At 45.8% G+C, this 18,483-nt stretch carries 15 protein-coding genes; 11 read left to right on the plus strand and 4 right to left on the minus strand.

All coding sequences use genetic code 11. From position 1 onward, the window contains the following. Window positions 1-166: 166 nt before the first annotated feature. The 11 genes from BLS14_RS24230 (at window position 167) to odhB (ending at window position 14,508) form a co-directional block, all read left to right on the plus strand. The gene (locus BLS14_RS24230) at window positions 167-952 is read left to right on the plus strand and encodes a DUF3891 family protein (protein WP_072734062.1); all 786 of its coding nucleotides are present in this window, start codon (window positions 167-169) and stop codon (window positions 950-952) included. A 277-nt stretch (window positions 953-1,229) separates the two neighbouring features. Next, entirely contained in the window at window positions 1,230-1,724 is a 495-nt protein-coding gene (locus tag BLS14_RS24235; RefSeq protein ID WP_063564170.1) for an 8-oxo-dGTP diphosphatase, read from the plus strand. Window positions 1,725-1,768: 44 nt separating this feature from the next. Then, complete coding sequence (locus tag BLS14_RS24240) at window positions 1,769-2,137, plus strand: YybH family protein (protein WP_090954416.1); 369 nt, start codon at window positions 1,769-1,771, stop codon at window positions 2,135-2,137. A 169-nt stretch (window positions 2,138-2,306) separates the two neighbouring features. Next, a complete protein-coding gene (locus tag BLS14_RS24245) occupies window positions 2,307-2,729 on the plus strand; it encodes a GNAT family N-acetyltransferase (protein ID WP_371121664.1) in 423 nt (140 codons plus the stop codon). Window positions 2,730-2,895: 166 nt separating this feature from the next. Then, the gene (locus BLS14_RS24250) at window positions 2,896-3,414 is read left to right on the plus strand and encodes a GNAT family N-acetyltransferase (RefSeq protein ID WP_072734060.1); all 519 of its coding nucleotides are present in this window, start codon (window positions 2,896-2,898) and stop codon (window positions 3,412-3,414) included. Continuing rightward, on the plus strand, window positions 3,411-3,773 hold the full coding sequence (locus BLS14_RS24255) for a cupin domain-containing protein (protein ID WP_090954419.1): 363 nt from the start codon (window positions 3,411-3,413) through the stop codon (window positions 3,771-3,773). Before BLS14_RS24250 ends, BLS14_RS24255 begins: the two co-directional genes overlap by 4 nt. Before the next feature lie 163 nt (window positions 3,774-3,936). Beyond that, window positions 3,937-4,350, plus strand: coding sequence for an NUDIX domain-containing protein (locus tag BLS14_RS24260; protein ID WP_256336660.1), 414 nt, complete (start codon window positions 3,937-3,939; stop codon window positions 4,348-4,350). A 342-nt stretch (window positions 4,351-4,692) separates the two neighbouring features. After that, window positions 4,693-5,976, plus strand: a complete 1,284-nt coding sequence (locus BLS14_RS24265; RefSeq protein ID WP_090954423.1) for an S-layer homology domain-containing protein — start codon at window positions 4,693-4,695, stop codon at window positions 5,974-5,976. A gap of 74 nt (window positions 5,977-6,050) precedes the next feature. Further along, window positions 6,051-9,677 carry a DUF5704 domain-containing protein gene (locus BLS14_RS24270; protein WP_256336661.1) on the plus strand — a complete coding sequence of 1,209 codons (3,627 nt, stop codon included), beginning with the start codon at window positions 6,051-6,053 and terminating at the stop codon, window positions 9,675-9,677. 677 nt (window positions 9,678-10,354) lie between these two features. Further along, on the plus strand, window positions 10,355-13,228 hold the full coding sequence (locus BLS14_RS24275) for a 2-oxoglutarate dehydrogenase E1 component (protein WP_090954425.1): 2,874 nt from the start codon (window positions 10,355-10,357) through the stop codon (window positions 13,226-13,228). A 5-nt stretch (window positions 13,229-13,233) separates the two neighbouring features. Next, the gene (gene odhB / locus BLS14_RS24280) at window positions 13,234-14,508 is read left to right on the plus strand and encodes a 2-oxoglutarate dehydrogenase complex dihydrolipoyllysine-residue succinyltransferase (protein ID WP_090808613.1); all 1,275 of its coding nucleotides are present in this window, start codon (window positions 13,234-13,236) and stop codon (window positions 14,506-14,508) included. A gap of 127 nt (window positions 14,509-14,635) precedes the next feature. On the opposite strand, the gene BLS14_RS24285 is transcribed toward odhB, so the two are convergent. From BLS14_RS24285 to BLS14_RS24300, 4 genes are all read right to left on the minus strand, one after another. After that, window positions 14,636-15,613, minus strand: a complete 978-nt coding sequence (locus tag BLS14_RS24285; protein WP_072734057.1) for an alpha/beta fold hydrolase — start codon at window positions 15,611-15,613, stop codon at window positions 14,636-14,638. 84 nt (window positions 15,614-15,697) lie between these two features. Further along, window positions 15,698-16,675: a type I phosphomannose isomerase catalytic subunit gene (locus tag BLS14_RS24290; RefSeq protein WP_090954427.1), complete on the minus strand. Its 978-nt coding sequence runs from the start codon at window positions 16,673-16,675 to the stop codon at window positions 15,698-15,700. Between the two features lie 187 nt (window positions 16,676-16,862). Next, window positions 16,863-17,447 (minus strand): tRNA 5-(aminomethyl)-2-thiouridylate-methyltransferase MnmM, encoded by a 585-nt coding sequence (locus BLS14_RS24295; RefSeq protein ID WP_072734055.1) that lies wholly within the window; start codon window positions 17,445-17,447, stop codon window positions 16,863-16,865. 1 nt (window position 17,448) lies between these two features. Continuing rightward, on the minus strand, window positions 17,449-18,402 hold the full coding sequence (locus tag BLS14_RS24300) for a tRNA modification radical SAM protein MnmL/YtqA (RefSeq protein ID WP_063564182.1): 954 nt from the start codon (window positions 18,400-18,402) through the stop codon (window positions 17,449-17,451). Between the last annotated feature and the right edge of the window lie 81 nt (window positions 18,403-18,483).

The following is an 18,483-nucleotide window of genomic DNA, read 5'->3' on the forward strand; positions in this document are numbered from 1 at the left end:
ATGTTGGCACAATCATTAGTGTACCAAATTTCAGGGAACTGACAACACCTTTACATTGATGGTCCCTTAGTATATTCCCTGAAAGTTGAATGAAAAGCAACTTATAGGAAATTGTAAACCAAATTATGTTAAAGTCAACGTATACCATGCGGGAGGGTGACAGCAAATGATCGTATATGAGAGAGAGCATGATTTTGTTTTGACCGCACAGCATGAGCATGGATTAGTAGCCGGAGAAATGGCTTCCCATTGGAAAACGGAATTATTAACTGATGAAGCGCATCGAGAAGATCTGATTTTTGCCGCAAAAGAGCATGATCGGGGATGGATTGAACTGGATTCTGCTCCATTCTGGAATGATTATAGTCAGATACCGTATTCGTTTCGTGATTTTCCGCTACGTCCACGATTTGTATTTTACCGTAAAGGTATTGAAGAGGTTCGGGAGAAAAACCTGTACGCCGGGTTGTTGTGCAGCATGATGTATACAGATTTGTTTCAAAAAAACCTGGGTGCTAACGCCAATGATGATGAAGATATCAGGGAGTATCTAAACGATGAACGGGAGCATCAGTTACGTTGGGAACAGCAGCTTGGTGCTGGTGAAGCGTTGAAGCTTAGGCTGAAACATGATTTAGAAATTATGCTATTTTGTGATCAGCTCAGCCTTTTTCTCTGTATGGAGGAACCCGGAACACCTGCTGCACGTTATGATTTTTTCGCTGATGGACTGGGCTCTACCTTCGATGCCTGTTCAAGGCAGCCCATTCAGGCCGAGTGGCTTTCCAATGAGAAAGTCGGATTGTCTTTTGTGCCGTTTGATGAGGACTTTACAGTCGTTATGCCTTACAAATCGGTACCGAAAGCAAGTATCCGCAAATTTGGTCTGCTGCAGGCTTATCGCCGTGCCGAGTGGAAAGAACGCCGGGTATTAATTACAGGCATGAGCTGAGTATCGCCTATTCGATATTCGGTTCAAAAACAAAACATTGCATACATCATAAAGAGGCGGGCCTCCGAAATTTCCGGTGTCCGTCTTTCGTATGCGTTTATATCAAAATTGACTTTGCAGATAATCAGGAAAGTGAAGAGGGATTCTGAATAGAGATTGAAGCAGGAGAATCTATCTATGTACCAGAAGTGTTAGAGTACAACGAAGTATATAAGCTTAATTCTATGTATGAATTGCAAGGGATTAAGTTTTGTATAAGGCAACTGGGAGGATAAACATGGACACTAGAACTGAGATTTTAACGATGTGTATGGTATGGGACAAACGGAATGATCAGGTGCTATTAATGAATCGTCCGAACCAAAAAGGATTTCCGGGATACATTGCTCCTGGAGGGAAAGTTGATTTTCCAGAAAGTATTGTGGATGGTGCCGTGCGAGAAGTTAAAGAGGAAACAGGACTTGTTGTGAAAGAGATTACATACAAAGGTCTTGATGAATTTTGTGATCCGGAGCAAGGATTGCGTTATATGGTCTTCAACTACGTGGCTACTTCTTATGAGGGAGAGCTATTGAACGAGCCGCCGGAAGGCGAACTGTTGTGGGTGTCTCTAGGACAGGCGCTTGAGCTGCCCATGCAGGATTGGTTTGCAGAACGTTTCCCGCGATTTTTTCAAGCAGGTACGTTTGAGCGGAGTGTGATCTGGGAGAAATCAACCGGACGTACACTGAAAGAGACGTTTATGGTGTATAGCGATTCGGTTCTTGAATAGAGTGAAGTTAAATAATTCAAAACGCTCAGGAGGAGGAAGCATTTATGGGATACCAGCATGCACTGGAAGGATACATTGCAGCAACCAATACACATGAGTTTGATGAGGTAAGCAAATGGTTATCACCGGCTGCCGTATATTGGTTTACGGGAACGTCTTGTACTACCCTTAACGAAATTCGGGCTTATTTTGAAAACGCTTGGGAGACAGTCAAGGATGAGGTATATCGTGCAGAAGATGTCACGTGGATTACGACTGGCGAAGAACAGGCGGTCTGTATTTATACGTATCACTGGAAAGGAATGTATCAAGGGGAGCCGGCTGCTGGAAAAGGTCGAGCTACCAATGTTTTTGTTGCAGGCATCAACGGAGAATGGAAATTAATCCACGAACATTTAAGTACGGGTGTATAACGTGAGGAATAGAACGTTGCGTTGTTATAACAGTCTACATGAATAAAGCTAATAATTAAGGCTTCTATTTGAAGCATGTCTCTTATTTTATCAGCCAATTCTATATATTTATATCCAGATATTATGATATAATGAAGTTTACTTTTTTAAAAGGAGAGGACTTGCTATTATGGATATTACATTTCGTGAATCGCTGGAGGGAATATGTATCGACCAACTTAGCGGGGCTTTTTTCGAAGGTTGGCCAAACCCTCCATCTACGCCTACATTTCTGAAGTTGCTGGAACAATCCTATGCTGTCGAACTGGCTATTGATGAAGAAACCGGAAATGTGGTGGGTTTTATTCAAGCGATTTCAGATGGAGTTCTTAGTGCATATATTCCATTACTGGAAGTGCTTCCGGAGTATCAGGGTAAAGGGATCGGAACAGATCTCATCAAGCGTATGTTTAATCGTCTGGGTGATCTCTATATGATTGATCTTTTGTGCGATAACGAACTCCAGGAGTTCTATGAGAAACAGGGCATGCAAAAAGCATCTGGCATGGTGATTCGTCATTATCAAAATCAGGCTGGAGCGGTAAGTAGCTAATAGATTTGGTGAACTAGATGGTTGAAATAAAGTATAAAAATCGTTCCGTAGTAACCCGAAGTTATAAAAAGAGAAAAATATGAATTCAGACTAAAACATTTATATACGGAAGGTTGTTATATATTTGGTGACTAGCCATACATAGGCTTCTGCAAACGGGACGTAAATGAATATGTACGAGGAAAAGGTGGAGATTGGTGTGAAATTGTCGTTCCGGATTTTGGACTGGGAAGAAGAAAAACCTTATCAACTTTTATTGATGGCTGATCCGTCCAAAGCCATAGTTGACGAATATCTGAGTCGCGGTGTTTGTTTTATCGCTGAATATGAAGGGGAAATGGTAGGAGAGTTTGTCTTGCTGAAGACGCGTCCAGAGACGGTTGAGATTGTTAATATTGCCGTACAGGAAGAATTACAGGGACAGGGCGTTGGCAAACACATGATCAAGGAAGCGATAGAAGCAGCACGCAGGCTCGGTGGTCGAACGGTAGAAATTGGGACAGGCAACTCAAGTTTTCATCAGTTGAAGCTATATCAACGCTGTGGTTTTCGCATTGTAGGGGTTGATCGGGATTTCTTTGTGAAACATTATGAAGAAGAGATTATAGAAGATGGTATTCGCTGCGTCGATATGATTCGTTTGTCTCTGGATCTGGATACCGTGGCAGAGGAGAATAAGAAGTGAAGATATATCGTCTCAAACCAGAGGACCGACGTACCATCACCGCTTATGGCAGTGAGGGAGCAGAGATTACGCCGATACTCCGAAGCACAACAGCTGGTCACATAGCACAATTGAAACTGTCAGCTGGGGGAAGTGTAGGCTTGCATCCAGCAGTGGGTGAGCAGGTGTTTCTGGTGCTTGAAGGCGAAGGTTGGGTGGAAGGCGAGACAGGCGAACGGGTAGCGATACGATCAGGAGAAGCTGCGTATTGGACCAACGGAGAGAATCACCAATCTGGCTCGGATAAAGGGTTAACCGCATTGTTGATTGAGGGTGAAGAACTGATTGTTCGGTTATCGCTAGAGTCGGGAGATTCTTAAGATAGGGGCTGATGATTTGAGTGTTTGGGTCATTGTTATTATTATTGGAGTGATATTTACTCCATCGTTCTATCAGTTGAATAAGCGTATTCGTAGATTGGAAGAGCAAGTTAGGCATCTTTCAGACGAGAGGAAGAACCTTTAAGTGCATCGGTACACACACATGGGGGTATACGGTTTAGTCACTTGGGAGCAAAAAGTCCTGTTAATACATAAGGCTAGAGGAGCCTATATAGGGAAATGGGATTTGCCTGGAGGAAGGTTGGAGTTTGGTGAGCAACCGGAGACCGCCCTACACCGTGAGATCGAGGAAGAGACGGGTCTTTCCAATCTACAATTGGTGATTCGTTCTGCGGAATCGAACGTATTGGAGTGGGTTCACGAAGGCGAGCCGGAAGAGCTGCACCATATTGGAATTCTATACGATGTATATTTGACAAGCGAAAGTCGGCCTTATGAGATCAAAAGGGAACCAGATGGCGAAGATTCGCTGGGCGCACAATGGTTTACTGTGGAAGAGGTCGGAGCGTTGTCGTTGACGCCATTTGCAAAGTATATGATTAACAAAACTACTTGATTTGAATTTTAGGACTGGTCAAATGGAACAGAATCGTTTATTCTGTGATAGATAGATTATAATTTTTTCAATTGAAAAGGACTGACACCTTAAAGCATAAGGCTATGAATCTGCGGATTCGTGGCCTTTTTTTGTGTTTTTAGGGGTGAATTGGGTCTTTGGAAGGGGAGGTTGCAGGCCTTGTGGTGATGGGGATTGCTGAAAAATAATACCAATAGCCTAGATTTGCATGGTAGAATATTGATGATTATGACAAATTTAGGTTTTGGCTTGAAGAGTAGTACGAGTGCTGAAGAAGCAGAAGTTTGCCCCATACTAAGGTACATAGGAGAGTGAGTAGATTTGAAGAAGCAGATGAGATTAAACGGTAGTAAATCAAAAAGGAATGTGTTAATAGTCGGATTGTTGACGACGGCTTTGCTGGCAGGAACGCTGCTGACTACTGGAACCGTGGGTCTGGTGTCTACTGTGGATGCTGCTACAAGCACGAATGGAGCGGGCACAACTGCCTCTGCGCTTACGAAGTTCAAAGATATCAAAGGGCACTGGGCGCAAGCCACAATTGTCAAAGCCTATGATAAAAATCTGATCTCCGGCTATCAGGATGGTACGTTCCGCCCCAATGCCAAAATCACACGTGGTGAGTATGCCACACTTCTCAGCCGTGCAACCAGCTCGGAAAAGGTACAAAGCGAGAATCCTTTTGCTGATCTCAAGGGGCACTGGTCTGAATCCGCTGTGACACAGTTGGTGGGCCAAGGCTTTATTAACGCTAATGATTATCCGAAAGGATTCAACCCCAATGCCGAGCTCACACGCTACGAGATGATGAAATGGATTGCAAACGGACTGATCAAGTCGGGAACCAGTTTCCAGGATGCTTTTGACGATAGCAAAAATACACTGCTACCTACCCCTGAAGTAAATCGCGGAACGATTCGTGCAGAGCAAATTCCTTATCTTGCACTTGTTCGCGGCACTGGCATTATGGGTGGATTTGAGGATGGTTCCTTGAAGCCTGCTGATCCAACAACGCGAGCTGAAGTGTCTGCCATTTTGCTGCGTTATATGGATGTCGAGGGTACGGATGCAGGGAAGTACAGTGATCTGAATGAAATGCGTGAGGTAGGTACAACAGGAACGAATTTAACGACTGTTTCAAACTATAAATATATCAAAGGTAGCTTTGCAGATATCGTTAACACCGATTACACATTGAAAAACAATGTTGGTGTTGTAAAGTACCATAGATTTATTGTAGTGGATACAAGAGGAAGTAAGCCTAAAGGTCTTTACGCTTCGCTGTTTGTAGATGAAAAGAACTTAACCCGTGCACAAAAGGGACAATTTTCTACCTATGCCGAGATTACGTTCACATCAAAGGTTGAAAAGTCAAATCTCTTAACTTTTGCTAGAGCGAATGATAACATTGCTATTCCAATTCAACGACTATTTAACATAGATTATTTGAAGGCTAAAGGGTTTATTACTTTACCAGATGATTCAAATGGAATGCTTAAAAAGGAAAGGCCAGCAAAGTTTTGGACGTCACATACTTTAGACCCTGTAAAAGGGGGTTATATGTTGAAGAATGATGCTGGAAAAGAGGTTCAGATCTATCAATAGAATTTTTGGTGGTGTTTAATTTCAATATTAAATTTTTTGGACGAGGTTACTTCCGAACTTCATTCAGAGCGGTTATGGTTCTGTTTATGATCACAATAATCTATAACTTTACCCCTCATACCCTTTCTACAGTTAGTGCTGTAGAACAGCCTTATGGGCCTAAATCTATGAAAGGACCTTCAGTGACTGTAGATGCAAATGCAACGGAAGGAATCCCTGGAGTTTACTGGTACCAACTTGATTCAGGAGAATTTAGAGCCGACTTTCAGGGAACGTACAAAATTGTAGATAATGGAGGTTCCGATGATGATGCATATCCAGTAAAAACGGAAATACCGGATAATGTTGATATGAGTAGGTGGCCGCCACTAAGCTGGAAACCATACAAAGGAATAACAGTTAATAATTCAGTTGTTGTTACTGATATTAAACTAAAAGATAACCCTGAAGGTGTAAAATATAAGCAGGTTAACAGTTATGAAGGAATAGGGACTCCGAGAGTTACAAGTGAAAAAAATGCTGACTTAAGAACATACACGGGAAAAGGTTTTGATTTCTTTGAAAGAGAACGTTATGGAACCAGACCTGGTAATAAACCAAAATTCAAGATGGTATATCATACTCCAGTTAGTATTTTCTGGGAAGGTAAGATCCATGAAGAAAAGCAAATCGATGTAAACCCAGATTCCACTTTAACTGTTGGACAAACCAAACAAATGGTAGCCAAAGTTAAGACTAAGAATTACGGTGCCATAGATTGGAATGTAGAAGGCATCGACGTAAGTCGGCGCGAAGCTGAAACCACCTGGTGGTCATCCGATCCTAGTATTGTGAGTATTGAACCCAAAACCGGAATGGTGAAGGCTGAAAAGCCGGGTACTGCTTTTGTGCGTGCAATCTGGAACAACGGTACATACCTCATCTCGGATACGGCTGACATTACGGTAACGTCCGAACCAGGACTCATTGTGAACCTGCCAAACGCTTGTAAAGCAGACACAGCCACACCGCTGCAAGCTAAAGCTATCCTGACCAAGTCAGATCTTTCTGTTCATGAGCTTACCGCTCATCCCAAATTGACCTGGCAAAGCTCCAATCCAGCAGTAGCGACCATAGGTGCAGATGGGAAAATGACGATCAAAGGTTTCGTCGGAAGCACCACCATCACTGCCCGATTTGTGGACACTGCCCAGCAGTTGGATGAGCGAGGAACACAGGTGTTAGAGGTAAAGGACTGCACAGGCAACGGAGGAGACGGGGGAACTGATCCAGGTAACGGCGGTGTTGTGGGTTGCCCCGTGACCATCAGTCCTCCTAATAAAGGAGCGTTGATCGAATCGGCTGTCATGGACCCCTCCGTTTCGGGCGTGCTGAAAGCTGATGATCGGGGGTCTGAGAAGTTTGATGTCACCCGTGGCATCCCGACTTCTGAAGATCTCTATGCAAATGTCATGGCTAGAGGATACTTGTTCCAGCACCGTTGGGTGAACATGACGGGAACAGTGACTTATACGGTCAACGTAAAAAAGAAGTATCACAAAACATGGACGATTCCGGGCAGAGCCTCGACAGGGCCTAATGATCCAGGAACACCTCCACAACCTAAGGAACTAGACGTTCCTGTGGAAAAACCAATGCAGGTTACACGACAATATAGTTATTGGCAGATTGATAATTTGGAAGTCTATCAGCTAAATCAAGCTACGATATCCAATTATGCACTTGGTGGCTACGGTGGTACAGTAACGTTGACTCCAAACGGATATACACCCCCGACCTTACAATCGGCTAATGATGATGCGGTTACCGCACATGTGAAACCTGCACCTTGCAAGGAAATCGACCTTGGCACTGAAACAAAGTCAGGCGGTGACAGCGAGCCGCCTACACCTGATGAGACGTCATTATTCCAATCCAAAGCAGAAGCCGAGGTTAAAGAGAACACTGTAAATAATGACAAGGTAGTGTTTAACGGTACCACTGTGATGGATTCTGCTTCGATGGATAAGACTGCTCCGCGACCTGGGACAATTCCACAGCCTGGTATGATCGGCGACAACGTGCTGTACCAGAATCGTTTAACTATTCAGAATACACTGGTCAACAAGGCGGACCAACCGACAACGGGCGAGATCGCATATGGCTTGATTCCTGGCAACATTAAAGGCGGTCAGGATCAGAAGTTTTCTATTCAAGGAATCAATTCTGTCACGGTGCACACGCCTGTCGTTAACTACGCCTGGGTGTCTGATGATAAGCCCCATAACCAGAAAACAGTGCCTGATCCGACCAGTTCGGCGCTTATTCTGGAACGACCGTTTATCGTGCGCATCCCGACCTCAGGGCAGCATCTGGACGCAACCAGTTACCCGGGTTATGGCAATAGGGACTATGCTAAGTATTTTCGCATCAAGCAGATTCGTTTCCCATTTGACGTCTATAACGCCGATAGAAGTCAGTTCATTCCAGCCAAGACCTGGGTAGACATTCCGGTCAACCAACTGGACACCATTTTCTATCTTCCAGTATGGGTGGATGAAGGGCATTACCGAATTGAATTTCGCAATATTGCGGAAAATGCTCCTTCGACATTCACCGATCAGCAGGATGCCAACACAAATCTGACCCATCATGTCGCGGCAGATACGGTCCCGGTGGAGGTTGTTGGGCGATTGTATGATTTTCATGTTACGGATATCGCCGATTATAATTGGGAGAACGTGTTCCGCAAGCAACTCGGGAGTTCGGAGCCGACAGGAGTGAGCTACTGGACAGGACTTAACAGTATTGATGGTGATCCGCGAGGGAATCTGGCACCATTCGTGTTACCTGTTCGCCCAGGCAGTCACCCTGTGCAGGGTTTTAGTAATATTGCGGTGAAAACGGGTTACCATATCAAGTTCGACCTGAAAACAAAAGGAAATATGTTTGGCAAACAGGATGGTGTTCGAATTACTCCAACATTCTACTTTGTGAGCAAAGACGGCTCTTCCAGACAAGAAGTCGATCTTTACTACCACCGCGGTCAAGAGCGACTTATCAGAATAGGATCGGCGCAGGATTTGGAGAAACGGTTTGTTGTCCTGAACTCGAGATTGCGTAATGTACCCGGTACGGAATTGGGGGATACGGCGCGTTATCAGTATACGTATGAACTGACAGCCGATGAACGTAACCAGAGATCGCTCGCCGATTATATGGTTACGCTTGTAGATCAAACCTCTCACCAGAAAACATGGGTAGGCCGCTATGACTGGATGATCCTACCCGCTTCCATTCGTACACTGATTGGACCCAAGACAGACATTCCTTCGGGTGTTAGTGTGGACCGAGCGAATGCGGCGATCCAGCGTTGGTACGGAGAATACAGCTTGCCTGCAGATGTATACGCCGTGCCAAAGGGAACCAATCTCGAATCGCTTGCCAGACAAAATCAACTGGATGAAAAGGCTTCTGTATTTCTGAAGGACGGATATATCGTGGTCAACTTTAATATCGAGACACTTCGAGATGGGAATACAGAGGCTCCACACCTGCAATACATTTATGCTCCGCTGATGAATCAGTGGAAGATGGAAGGTTTCAACAACAGTCCAGTAGACAGTCAAGGCAGAACTTGGCTCTTAAAGGATGGCGATGTGGTCTTTTACCATGCAGATCAGTCCAGCCGGAGCGATTTTCAGTCTCAGGTGCCACATTAAAAAAATAAAATGTCTGTCAGTTTAAATAAACTAAGTCCAAAAGAGCCGCCCGGATGCTTTTACGCATTACAGGCGGCTTTTGGTTTATACATTGAATTTCAAGCAACACCCATTTTTTTGTTGAATACCAAGCCAAATGGTTAATATTTATCTTGACGGTTTGTTTTTGAACATTATGGACCACAATTCTAAATAAGGGGGCTGCAAATCGGGCGAAATCTGAAATTGTGTATAAACCATCGCAGGATAAGCGTTTATCAACAAAACGGCATACAATCAGAGCACATTTGTGGGTCGGAAATGTTCGAATTATTCGATTCATCTAATTTATGCATCAATTGAACTAAAAATAGGAAATGCTCCTGAGCGTAAAAGTTTATAGAATAGATATTAGAACACGGACTTCACTTGAAAAAGTTGAGGAAGGTGTAACCCTCGAACGGATCAGGACAGTATTCGACATCTGTGCGACGGTATATACAATCATCAGTTTACTATGATTTTGAAAACGCAGACAAACCTTGACGGGAGCGTCGGAACAACGTTACTACCACCAACAGCACGATTATTGGACTTCATGAAAAATTTAGCTTAAAATGTTGAACGAACGCAAATTACGGCTTAGTCAATGATTTCCGTCAAAAACTTATGACTAAATCAAGACGGAGGGAACGTCGATGACGATCGAGGAAGGCAACAAGAAACCCTGGGAAAGTTACTATGGCCCGAATATGGGATACGTACAGGAACAATATGAATTATACTCCCAAGACCCGGGTGCAGTTACACCGGCTTATCGGGAATTATTTGAACAATGGGGTGCACCGCCGATGTCTGGCAGGGATGCACATACAGTCTCGTATTCTGGCAACGCCCAAAAGGCTTCCGGAAGCGTGGATATTCAACTATTACAGAAAGCGGTTACAGCAGGGAAACTGGTAATGAATATTCGTACCTATGGTCACCTTGCGGCCGATATTGATCCCCTTGGAATCAGTGAAGATTCAGATACTTCTTTGCTTGAACCGAAGCATTTTGAATTGAATGAAGAAGATTTGAAAGCTCTGCCAGCTTCCCTGATCTGGGAAGGTGCAGATGGACAGACGGTAACAGGATTGGATGCCATCCAGCGCCTGCGGCAAATATATACTGGTCCTATCGCTTATGAATTCAGCCATGTGCATGAGGTTCATGAGCGGGAATGGCTGAACCGCCGTGCAGAATCTCGTACTTCGCCGGCACCGCTTAATCCAGAGGAGCGTAAAGCTTTACTGGAACGTTTGGTTGAAGTGGAGCAATTTGAAGATTTCCTCCACAAAACATTTGTTGGGCAAAAACGTTTTTCCATTGAAGGTAACGACGTGTTAGTCCCTATGCTGGATGAAGCAGTCCGAATTATGGCACACGCTGGTTCCAGCCATATTCTGATGGGGATGGCTCACCGTGGTCGATTGAACGTACTTGCTCATGTACTGGGCAAGCCGTATAGCAAAATTTTCTCTGAATTCCATCATTCTCCGAACAAGGATTTGGTTCCTTCCGAAGGGTCAACAGGAATCAATTACGGTTGGACGGGGGATGTCAAATATCATCTGGGCGCAAACCGTTATGTAAAAGACGGTGAAACAGTACAAGCGCGTCTTACGCTAGCCAATAACCCGAGTCACCTGGAATATGTAAATCCGGTTGTACAGGGCTTTGCACGTGCAGCACAGGATGATCGCCGTGATCCGGGATATCCGAAGCAGGATGTAACCAAAGCGGCAACTATTCTGATGCATGGTGATGCGGCTTTCCCTGGGGAAGGTATTGTAGCAGAAACGCTCAATTTCAAAGCATTGCCTGGTTACCAAAATGGCGGAACAATTCATATTATCGTGAACAACCGTCTTGGATTCACAACAGACAGTAGCGATTCACGCTCAACGTATTATGCGAGTGACCTTGCCAAAGGATATGAGATTCCGATTGTGCATGTCAATGCAGACAATCCGGATGCGTGTATCGCAGCTATTCGTATGGCAGCAGAATACCGTAACCTGTTCAAAAAGGACTTCCTGATTGACCTGATCGGTTACCGTCGTTATGGTCATAACGAAACGGATGATCCAGAAACAACACAGCCGACGGTGTATGACAAAGTAAAAGCTCATCCAACGGTTAGTCACTTGTATCAGGATCATCTGAAAGAGGAATCGGTTATCGACGATGCCTCCATCAACAGCATTCGTGAAGCTGTGACGAACCGCTTAAAAGAAGCATACGAGCAGATGAAGAACAATGAAGTACATGAATATTATCAACGTCAAATTAGCGAGCCAGAAGCCGTTTCGATTATTCCAACTGCGGTACCATTGGAAAATCTGCGGACAATTAACGCCGATTTGCTGAAATGGCCAGAGAATTTTAATGTGTATCCGAAGTTGCAGCGTATTTTGCAGCGCAGAAGCACATCTCTGAACGAAGGCGAGAAAGTAGACTGGAGTCTTGCAGAGACGCTTGCGTTTGCTACCATTCTTGCGGATGGCAAACCAATCCGGATCAGTGGACAGGATGCAGAGCGTGCAACGTTTGCCCATCGGAACTTGGTGTTGCATGACTCCGAGAATGGTGCGAAATTCTGCCCACTGCATCATCTGCCACAGGCAAGAGCATCTTTTGCCATCTACAACAGTCCGTTGTCTGAGGAGTCCGTTGTTGGTTTCGAATACGGATATAACGTCTATTCACCAGATACGCTTGTAATCTGGGAAGCACAATTCGGAGACTTTGCCAACTGTGCACAGGTTATTTTTGACCAATTCGTATCTGCCGGCCGTGCCAAATGGTCACAAAAATCCAGTCTGGTCATGCTGCTCCCGCATGCGAACGAAGGTCAGGGACCTGAGCATACAAGTGCTCGTCTGGAACGTTTCCTGCAGCTTTGTGCAGAAGACAATATGACCGTTGCGAATTTGACAAGTGCATCGCAATATTTCCATCTGTTGCGTCGTCAGGCTTCGTTGACTGAAACGGAAGATGCTCGTCCGCTCGTTATGATGTCGCCGAAAAGTCTCATTCGTAATCCTCGTGTCGCTTCACCTGCAGCAGAGTTCAGCGAAGGCAAGTTTGAGCCTGTGCTTGAGCAAGCAGGATTGGGCACGAAACCGGATCGCGTAGAGCGCATTGTTTTGTGCAGTGGTAAAATCGCCATCGATCTGGAAGATGCTTTTGAGAAAGATAAAGCAGATTGGTCTTGGCTTCACATTATTCGTGTCGAACAGCTGTATCCGTTCCCGGCGGAAGAAATCAAGCGTGTACTTGCACGTTTCAGCAAGCTGAAAGAGCTGGTGTGGGTACAGGAAGAAAACAAAAACATGGGTGCCTGGACATACATGGAGCCTCGTCTTCGTGAAATCGCGCCAGAAGGAACAACCGTTAAATACGAAGGTCGCCCGGAACATGCGAGTCCTTCCAGCGGTTATCAACTTGTGCATGGCATGGAACAGCAACAGATCATTACATCCGCATTGAAGCAAACGACGAAGAATAATATTCCACTGGGGAGGTAACAGCTGTGAGTGAAATTAAAGTACCTGCAATGGGTGAGTCGATAACGGAAGGAACCGTATCCAGATGGCTGGTCAAAGAAGGCGAAACCGTTAATCAGGGTGATGTTCTTCTGGAACTGGAAACGGATAAAGTAAATATTGAGATCAGTGCTGAAGAGAGCGGTGTTCTTGAGAAAATTGTTCGCCAGGAAGGCGAGACTGTAGAAATTGGTGAAACGATTGGAACACTTTCAGCTGGAACTGGAGGAGGAAGCGGCGCGTCCGCTTCCCAACCAGCAGCAACAGAGCAGAAACAATCAGCTCCTGCACCGGAAGCTCCAACTCCGCCACCAGCACCCGTTGCTGCAGCACCGGAATCTTCGGATAGCAGCTCGAAGACAGCTTCACCATCTGCTCGTAAACTTGCACGTGAGCGTGGTATTGAGCTCGATCAGGTACAGAGCAAGGATCCGATTGGCCGTGTTTATCAGGATGATGTGAAAACTCACAACACGCAGGCTGCCGCTCCTACAGCGCCTCCTGCTAAAGCTCCCGCTGCAGCACCTAGTGCTCCGGCAGCAGGTGGTTCCACGTATACCAAACCAGTGGAGCGTCAACGTATGTCCCGCCGTCGTGCTACCATTGCGAAACGCCTGGTAGAAGCACAGCAGACTGCAGCGATGTTGACTACGTTTAACGAAGTGGATATGACGGCAATCATGGATGTTCGTAAACGTCGTAAGGACAAGTTCAAAGAGAAACATGAAATCAATCTCGGCTTCATGTCCTTCTTCACCAAAGCAGTTGTAGGCGCACTGAAAAAGTTCCCAACCATTAACGCGGAGATTGATGGCGAAGATGTAGTTCTCAAAAAGTACTATGATATCGGTATTGCGGTATCTGCCAAAGAAGGTCTTGTCGTACCGGTTGTACGTGATGCAGATCGTCTTGGCTTTGCTGAGATCGAGAAAAGCATTGCTGACCTGGCATCCAAAGCCCGTTCCAACACGCTGGCTTTGTCTGATCTGCAAGGAGGAACCTTCACCATTACCAATGGCGGAACGTTTGGCTCCTTGTTGTCCACACCAATTTTGAATACACCTCAAGTAGGTATTCTGGGTATGCACAAAATCCAGCTTCGTCCGGTAGCGATTGATGCAGAGCGGATGGAGAACCGTCCGATGATGTATATCGCCCTGTCGTACGATCACCGTATCATTGATGGTAGCGAAGCCGTACGTTTCCTCGTGACGGTAAAAGAATTGCTTGAAGATCCAGAGTCTTTGCTGATCGAAGGGTAATCCATAACGATTAACATTAAATTGCCATCTTATAAATAAAAAAAGTAAAGCCCCTGAACGCGGAGCACAGTGTATGCTGTGCACCCGTTCAGGGGCTTTCGTCATTGTATAGGTAATTTGTGTCGCATTATATGGAATCGGCGGTTTCTGCATGTGCTGTGGAATGATAGGCACTGTAGTCGGACGTATGCCTCTCCAGCCACTCCACGACATGCCCGGCAACCTCAGTCCGATTCGTTTCATGCAGCATTTCGTGGCGCCCCCCCGGATAGAGGCGGTATTCAATATCCTCAAGCTCAAGCTCTCGATATTGGGAGACCAGGTTAAGCACTCCTTTGCCATGAAGTCCCACCGGATCTTGTTCACCCGAGAACAGATATACAGATTTATCCTTAGGAATACGTTTCATGTTGCGCGGCAAGTGAATGTCCAACAGCAGTTTGAAAAAGTCACGGAAAAAACCTGCAGAGCAGACGGCTCCACACAAAGGGTCATCCATAAACCGCTTGACCTCTTCGGAGTCCCGGGACAGCCAATCAAACGGCGTTGTTGCCGGACGGAAAGAACGGTTGAATCCGCCAAATACGAGCGCATTGAGCAGCATACTTGGATGACCCTTCCCCTGAATGCCACACTGCAAGAAAGCCAGTTTCTCTCCAATCCGAAGCAGACCGCGCTTGCCATTGGTGCCGGACAAAATAAATGCATGGTAACGCTCGTGGCCAGCATACATTAGATGCTGTACCAAAAACGACCCCATGCTATGCCCCATCAGAAAGAGGGGCACATCAGGGTTTTCTTTGGCGGCAACTTCGCCCAGATTCATCATGTCACTCGCCATCCAGCGGAAAGCATCGACGCCGGCATTGCCCAACAAATTCGAGTTTTCGACTGTTTTACCATGACCACGATGATCATTTGCGTAGACCGCGTAGCCGTGCGTGGTGAGATGTTGGGCAAATTCAGCATATCGGGCAGCAGTCTCGCTCATGCCATGTGCAATCTGGACCACACCTTTGATGTTGCACTCCGGATCGGGAAGCCAGCGGTACACATGAATACGGGTACCTTCATTGCCAACCAGGCTAAAGGTAGATTCCTGCATCTCGTGTAAATCCTCCTTCACAGGTCACATTAAAGCCAGTTCAAATCAGGGAATTCACCCTTGAATAGATAGTTGATTATTCAATTAAGGCAAATAAGAGCGAAGAACAGTAGTGTTGCCATCCAGCGTATAGGAGCCCAGGTTGGCAGGCAGTAAGTAACATTGTCCAGCTTTCAATTCAATTTTATCCGATTCCGCGTTATCCCACTCCAGCGTTCCGCTACCTTCACAGACCACAAGAATAGTGAAGCTTTCAGCACTTGTAGAGAGCTCCCAACGTCCTGTAACAATTCCTTTTTCCACTACAAAGTATGGACATTCCGCAAGCTTCAGCCACTCACCTGGAGTTGCGTTGTTGGTTTTCATCGTCGTGGCGCCAGCACCCTCATAAGCCGTTACATTCAATGAATCCTCAACATGCAGCTCACGTGGTTTGCCATCCAGGCCTGGACGATTATAATCATAAATCCGGTATGTTGTATCCGAGTTTTGCTGAATCTCAGCCACAACGACACCTGCACATAAAGCGTGTACCGTTCCCGCAGGAATAAAGAACGTATCTCCAGCCTCTACAGGTACTTGGCGAAGGGTATCCATGACCGTACCATTTTCCAGCGCTTCCTTCAGTACTTCACGATCAACGCCTTCATTCAAGCCGTAAATGATATGAGCTCCTGGTTTGGCATCAAGCACATACCACATTTCCGTTTTGCCAAGCTCGCCAGGAGGGAGCGCTTCGTAATCATCTGTTGGATGAACTTGTACGGACAGATCATCGTTACAGTCAAGCAGTTTGATCAGAAGCGGGAATCGTCCGCCCTTTTCCGAAACTCCTTTGGTTCCAAGCCAAGCTGTGCCCAGTTGTTCACGGACTTCATCGAGGCCTTTTCCGGCAAGTGCTCCATTTAATACCTTGGTTGTACCATTGGGATGATCCGCAATCATCCAGCCTTCTCCTATATGTCCTTCAGGCGGCGTCAGGCCGAATTGCTCCAGCGCGCGACCTCCCCATACACGTTCTTTAAACTCTGGTTGAAATTGCATTGGGTATGGCGTAGGCATTCCTAATCTCTCCTCTAGTATATGAAATGGTGGATCGCTTTAATCAATCATGACCGCGTAGTTGGCATGAATGTAACAGTGAATACGGTTGCACGTCTTTATGTAGTACACAAATCGCATAAATTAAACCCAAAGAGTGCTTTGTTGCGATTGTGTCTAGTTTATTGCATTTGTGGGACAAAGGAAATTATTTTTTCTCGATGCCAATCAGAAAAGGAGAGGCATCACGCTGCAATTGGCGATAAATCACCACTTGTGCCTGCTCTACAGGTAGAGCAGAGGACCACTCCAATACCGCATCCGCTTCCTGTGATCCTCCATCATGACCTGGATACAGCACAACGGTAATAATGCCGCGCGGCTTGAGCAATGCCAGTGCCGCCTGGAGAGCAGCAATAGTACTGTCTGTTTCCGTAATTATGGTGGAGTCCGCATCTTCCGAAGGCAGGTACCCCAGGTTGAACATTACAGCACCGACATTACCCTGCCATGTTTCAGGAACGGCCTCAGCCATTCGATCATGGCTTAATTGAAGCATGGAGATGGAGCCTAATTTTGCGCTATCCTCTTGTTTGCGAATACGGGCTTGTGCCAAGGTAAGTGCCTCGCTCTGAATATCGAAACCAATGACTTGACCACGTTTACCAACTTTTTGTGCCAGAAACAGAGTATCCGCCCCCGTTCCAACCGTTGCATCAATAGCTAAATCTCCAGGCTGTAGCCGGGAAGAAATCCATTGATGGGCACAACTTAAAACCGAAAGAAAGCCCATCTTAAGCACCCCTCCAGTATTTACCTTGCCAGGAATCCCGCTCACGCAGCTCACGATCAATCGAATTCAAAACTTCCCATTTGTTCATGGACCACATTGGCCCAATCAGCAAATCACGCGGTGCATCACCTGTAAGACGGTGTACAATCATTTCCGGTGGAAGCATCTCCAGCGTATCGACGATGAGTTTAATGTACTCGTCTTGTTCCAGGAAACGAAGGAGCCCGGCTTCATACTGCTTCACCATTGGCGTTTTGCGCATCAGATGAAGTAGATGAATTTTGATTCCCTGCACATCCATGTTGGCAACAGCCCGTCCGGTATCCAGCATCATTTCATGGGTTTCCTGAGGCAGTCCGTAAATAATATGTGTACACACCCGAATATTCCGTTTGCGTAACTTCGCAACGGCTTCCTCATAACACTGCGTATCATGCGCACGGTTAATTAGGGTTGACGTGGACTCGTGAATGGTTTGCAGACCCATCTCAACCCATAGGTAGGTGCGTTCATTCAATTCAGCCAAGTAATCAACGACGTCATCCGGTAAACAGTCAGGGCGAGTGGCGATGGACAGTCCCACGACACCGGGCTGCTTCAAAATTTCTTCAAAGTATTCACGCAGTTCTTCAACGGGTGCGTATGTGTTGGTATAGGCTTGGAAATAGCCAATGTAGTGAGCTGACGGCCATTTCAGATGCTGTTTATCCCGAATGGTATTAAATTGGGTGACCAAATCATCGCGTCTGCTACCGGCGAAATCACCCGATCCACGAGCGCTGCAAAATGTACAGCCTCCTTTGGCGATAGATCCATCTCGGTTCGGGCAGGTGAAACCTGCATCCAGCATCACTTTGAAAACCTTATTGTTAAATTCGTCTCTCATTTCGTAATTCCAGGTATGGAATCGTTTATCTCCCCACAGAAGAGGAGGTTGTATTGAAGGTGCATTCATCTTCAGGGTACTCCTTTGGCTTACCTAATGGCTTGCTTATTCTATTACCGAATTCGACTCTTTTTGAACTTTTACCATTGT

Origin of the sequence: Paenibacillus sp. OK060, from assembly GCF_900101205.1 — a bacterium.
Lineage (GTDB): Bacteria > Bacillota > Bacilli > Paenibacillales > Paenibacillaceae > Paenibacillus > Paenibacillus marchantiae.

Bases quoted from the DNA above. Each gene is read 5' to 3' on its own strand.
- BLS14_RS24230 (WP_072734062.1), top strand. From the start codon at position 167: ATGATCGTATATGAGAGAGAGCATGATTTTGTTTTGACCGCACAGCAT.
- BLS14_RS24235 (WP_063564170.1), top strand. From the start codon at position 1,230: ATGGACACTAGAACTGAGATTTTAACGATGTGTATGGTATGGGACAAA.
- BLS14_RS24240 (WP_090954416.1), top strand. From the start codon at position 1,769: ATGGGATACCAGCATGCACTGGAAGGATACATTGCAGCAACCAATACA.
- BLS14_RS24245 (WP_371121664.1), top strand. From the start codon at position 2,307: ATGGATATTACATTTCGTGAATCGCTGGAGGGAATATGTATCGACCAA.
- BLS14_RS24250 (WP_072734060.1), top strand. From the start codon at position 2,896: ATGAATATGTACGAGGAAAAGGTGGAGATTGGTGTGAAATTGTCGTTC.
- BLS14_RS24260 (WP_256336660.1), top strand. From the start codon at position 3,937: ATGGGGGTATACGGTTTAGTCACTTGGGAGCAAAAAGTCCTGTTAATA.
- BLS14_RS24270 (WP_256336661.1), top strand. From the start codon at position 6,051: ATGGTTCTGTTTATGATCACAATAATCTATAACTTTACCCCTCATACC.
- BLS14_RS24275 (WP_090954425.1), top strand. From the start codon at position 10,355: ATGACGATCGAGGAAGGCAACAAGAAACCCTGGGAAAGTTACTATGGC.
- BLS14_RS24285 (WP_072734057.1), bottom strand. From the start codon at position 15,613: ATGCAGGAATCTACCTTTAGCCTGGTTGGCAATGAAGGTACCCGTATT.
- BLS14_RS24290 (WP_090954427.1), bottom strand. From the start codon at position 16,675: ATGCCTACGCCATACCCAATGCAATTTCAACCAGAGTTTAAAGAACGT.
- BLS14_RS24295 (WP_072734055.1), bottom strand. From the start codon at position 17,447: ATGGGCTTTCTTTCGGTTTTAAGTTGTGCCCATCAATGGATTTCTTCC.
- BLS14_RS24300 (WP_063564182.1), bottom strand. From the start codon at position 18,402: ATGAATGCACCTTCAATACAACCTCCTCTTCTGTGGGGAGATAAACGA.